Raw genomic sequence first — 3,733 nt, 5'->3', positions numbered from 1 at the left:
CGCGCTCCCGCGCGAGGGGGTCTGCTGCCTGGGGGTTCGGGTCCGAGAGGGGATCTGCGTGGTCAGGGGCGTGCGAGGGCACGGCGTAGCCTCCGGCGGGCGAGTACACACAAGCGAGTGCACAGAGCGAATACACAAAGCGGGTGCGCGGTATGGATGCGCGGTCAGAGATGCCGACCGGTTTCCGTCCGGGCGGCGGCTCTCCCGTTCGGAACGCGGGAGGCGGCAAGACCGGCGATTGTAGCCAGGGCATGTCCGGGAGGCGAATGAATTATGACGGCCCCGGGGGAGGGGGCCGGGCGGGGAACGCGCCGGGCGGAGTCGGCGGTCACGGGTCACCCATGACACATGTCCTGGCCATGGGAGCGTGCCCCACGGCGGTGGGTGACTCGTGGTGGGCCGAAGGTCAGACGTCCTCGTCCGCGAGCAGCTCGCTCGCGTCCACGATCCGGTACGCGTACCCCTGCTCGGCCAGGAACCGCTGCCGGTGCGCCGCGAAGTCCTGGTCGATCGTGTCGCGCGCGACCACCGAGTAGAAGACCGCCGGGTGGCCGTCGGCCTTCGGGCGCAGCACCCGGCCGAGCCGCTGGGCCTCCTCCTGGCGGGAGCCGAAGGTGCCGGAGACCTGGATGGCGACCGTGGCCTCGGGGAGGTCGATGGAGAAGTTGGCGACCTTCGAGACGACGAGCACCGACAGCTCGCCCTCCCGGAAGGCGTCGAAGAGCTTCTCCCGCTGGGCGTTGGTGGTCTCGCCCTTGATGACGGGCGCGTCCAGATGCTCGCCCAACTCGTCGAGCTGGTCGATGTACTGGCCGATGACCAGCGTCTGCTGCCCCTTGTGCCGGGCCACCAGCGCCTCGGTGACCTTCCGCTTGGAGTCGGTGGTGGCGCAGTAGCGGTACTTCTCGTCGGTCTCGGCGGTGGCGTACGTCAGCCGCTCGGCCTCGGTCAGATTGACCCGGACCTCGACACAGTCGGCGGGCGCGATATAGCCCTGCGCCTCGATCTCCTTCCAGGGCGCGTCGAAGCGCTTGGGCCCGATGAGCGAGAAGACATCGGACTCCCGGCCGTCCTCCCGGACGAGCGTCGCCGTGAGGCCGAGCCGCCGCCGGGCCTGTAGATCGGCGGTGAACTTGAAGACGGGCGCCGGCAGCAGATGCACCTCGTCGTAGACGATCAGGCCCCAGTCGCGGGAGTCGAACAGCTCCAGATGCGGGTAGATGCCCTTCCGCTTGGTGGTGAGCACCTGGTACGTGGCGATGGTGATCGGGCGGATCTCCTTCCGCGTACCGCTGTACTCACCGATCTCCTCCTCGGTGAGCGAGGTGCGGCGCACCAGCTCGTGCTTCCACTGCCGGGCGGAGACGGTGTTGGTGACCAGGATCAGCGTGGTCGACTTGGCGGTGGCCATCGCACCCGCCCCCACCAGCGTCTTTCCGGCACCGCAGGGCAGCACGACAACGCCGGAGCCGCCGTGCCAGAAGCCCTCCACGGCCTGGGTCTGATACGGCCGCAGCGCCCAGCCGTCCTCGCGCAGCTCGATGGGGTGGGCCTCGCCGTCCACATAACCGGCCAGGTCCTCGGCGGGCCAGCCCAGCTTCAGCAGCGTCTGCTTGATCTGCCCGCGCTCGGAGGGGTGGACGACGACGGTCTCCGGGTCGATCCGGGCGCCGACCAGCGGCTGGACCTTCTTCGACCGCAGGATCTCCTCGAGGATCGGACGGTCGCTGGTCTCCAGGACCAGACCGTGGGTGGGGTGCTTGAGCAGCCGCAGCCGCCCGTAGCGGGCCATGGTCTCCGCGACGTCGACGAGCAGGGCGTGCGGGACGGGGTAGCGGGAGTACGCGACGAGGGCGTCGACCACCTGCTCGGCGTCGTGCCCGGCGGCGCGGGCGTTCCACAGCCCCAGCGGGGTCACCCGGTAGGTGTGGATGTGCTCGGGCGCCCGCTCCAGCTCGGCGAAGGGCGCGATGGCGCGGCGGCAGGCGCCGGCCTGCTCATGGTCCACCTCGAGCAGGAGCGTCTTGTCGCTTTGGACGATGAGGGGTCCATTCACGCGCCTGGGTCCTTTCGTGCTGCCGGCCAAAGAACCAGTGTCCCCCATCGAGAAGGCGTGGCGGAGAGCCGCGGGGATACAACGGGCGGCTACGGGCAAGCGGCGAAGACGAACGAAGGCGAACGACGACGAACACGGACCGACGGAACCGCGACGACAGCGCCGCGACAACAGAGCCATGGGCGGGAGGGAGTCCCTGTGATCAGCATCGCTGGATGGGAGATCCGGCGGACGGCGGACAAGAGGACGGCGGACAAGAGGACGACGGACAAGAGGACGACGGACAAGAGGACGACGGACAAGAGGACGACGGTAAAGCGGACGGCGGAGAAGCGGGCAGCGTCGGGGGAGAAGAAGCCGAGGGAGGGTTCCCGGACCACGGTCGGCCAGAAGAAGGCGAGCGGCCAGAAGCAGGCGAGCGGCGAGAAGCGGGCGAGCGGCCAGAAGAGGGGGCCGCGGGCGGGTGGGGCTCTGGCGAAGGGAGCCCGGACGACGAAGTCGCAGACCGTGAAGTCTGGGTCCACGAAGTCGCAGACCGTGAAGTCTGGGTCCACGAAGTCGCAGACCGTGAAGTCTGGGTCCACGAAGTCGCAGACCGCGAAGCCTGGGTCCACGAAACCGCAGACCGCCAAGGCCCGGGCCGCGAAGCCTGAGTCCGCGAAGCCTGAGTCCGCGAAGGGCCCGTCGACGAAAGCCCGGACCGGGACAGCCCGGATCGCGGGGCCTGCCGAGCCTGCCGAGCCCGTGGCGCCCGAGGGCGCCTCGGAGACGGCGCTGCTCCAGCGCAAGTCGTTCGGCGCGCGCGCCGCACGGGTGCTGGTGCTGCTCGCGGCGTTCGTCTGCATGGTCGGCTTCGCGGCGGCGCTCGCCAAGGCCACGCTCGTGCCCCAGCCCGGCTCCGTCGACCTCGTCCACACCAATCTGCACCCGGGACGCTCGCTGCACGCGTATCTCGACCAGCCCGCCTTCCGGGACACGGTGAAGCAGATCGGCGGCAATGTGCTGCTCGGTGCCCCCTTCGGGGTGCTGCTCCCGATGCTGCTGCCCAAGGCGCGGGGCGCGGTGCGGGTGGTGGTGGTGACGGCCCTGGTGATGGTGGCCGTCGAGACCGTTCAGGGGCTCATCGTCGAGGGCCGGGCCTTCGACATCGACGACGTCATCCTCAACACGACGGGCGCGCTGCTCGGCTACGTCGTGATCGGCCGCTGGCTCGGCCACGCCCTGCACCCCCGCCGCCGCCACTGGTGGCACCGCTGGACCCAGCGACAGTGACCGCCCGCCGCGTGAGCTAACGCCATAGGGCCTGCGTCACGTCGCGTCCTCGGCCAGTTCGGCGGCGCCCGTGATGCGGTGCAGAGGGTACGTACGGACCTCGTCCGCGGTGTGGTCGTACGCCGTGACGAAGCCGCCCTCGACCCGGACCGGCGCGATCACGCGCTGGGTGGCCGCGCCGTTCGCGTTGACATAGCCGATCCAGACGTTGGACCCGGTCAGGGCCGCGGCCTGCATGGTGGCGAGGGTGTCGGCGGAGGTGGTGCGGGGCAGCCGATCGCCACTGGCGGCGGACCCGGGCCCGGACCCGGCCCCGGGCTGTGACCCGGAAGCGGCCTCCGGCCGTGCCTCGGCGGCGGCAGCCGGTTTGTGGGGCGCGGTCGCCGCGAGGTCCCCGGCGCGGAT

The 3,733-nt window shown here is 70.6% G+C and carries 4 protein-coding genes; 1 reads left to right on the top strand and 3 read right to left on the bottom strand.

Annotation, left to right across the window (positions count from 1 at the left end; all coding sequences use genetic code 11):
- Nucleotides 1–406: 406 nt before the first annotated feature.
- Both KN815_RS44955 and KN815_RS44950 read right to left on the bottom strand, forming a co-directional pair.
- The gene (locus KN815_RS44955) at nt 407–2,056 is read right to left on the bottom strand and encodes a DNA repair helicase XPB (protein WP_216347575.1); all 1,650 of its coding nucleotides are present in this window, start codon (nt 2,054–2,056) and stop codon (nt 407–409) included.
- 89 nt (nt 2,057–2,145) lie between these two features.
- Entirely contained in the window at nt 2,146–2,670 is a 525-nt protein-coding gene (locus KN815_RS44950) for a hypothetical protein (protein ID WP_216347574.1), read from the bottom strand.
- Between the two features lie 130 nt (nt 2,671–2,800).
- On the opposite strand from KN815_RS44950, the gene KN815_RS51225 reads away from it, so the two are divergent.
- Nucleotides 2,801–3,328: a VanZ family protein gene (locus tag KN815_RS51225; protein ID WP_308403708.1), complete on the top strand. Its 528-nt coding sequence runs from the start codon at nt 2,801–2,803 to the stop codon at nt 3,326–3,328.
- 36 nt (nt 3,329–3,364) lie between these two features.
- Here the strand turns inward: KN815_RS51225 and KN815_RS44940 are convergent.
- On the bottom strand, nt 3,365–3,733 hold a 369-nt coding region (locus KN815_RS44940; protein WP_216347573.1), incomplete at its 5' end, for a WYL domain-containing protein.

Source organism: Streptomyces niphimycinicus (genome assembly GCF_018883605.1).
Lineage (GTDB): Bacteria > Actinomycetota > Actinomycetes > Streptomycetales > Streptomycetaceae > Streptomyces > Streptomyces niphimycinicus.
The sequence above is the reverse complement of the archived record's forward strand: the minus strand, read 5'-3'. Positions and strand labels throughout refer to the sequence as shown.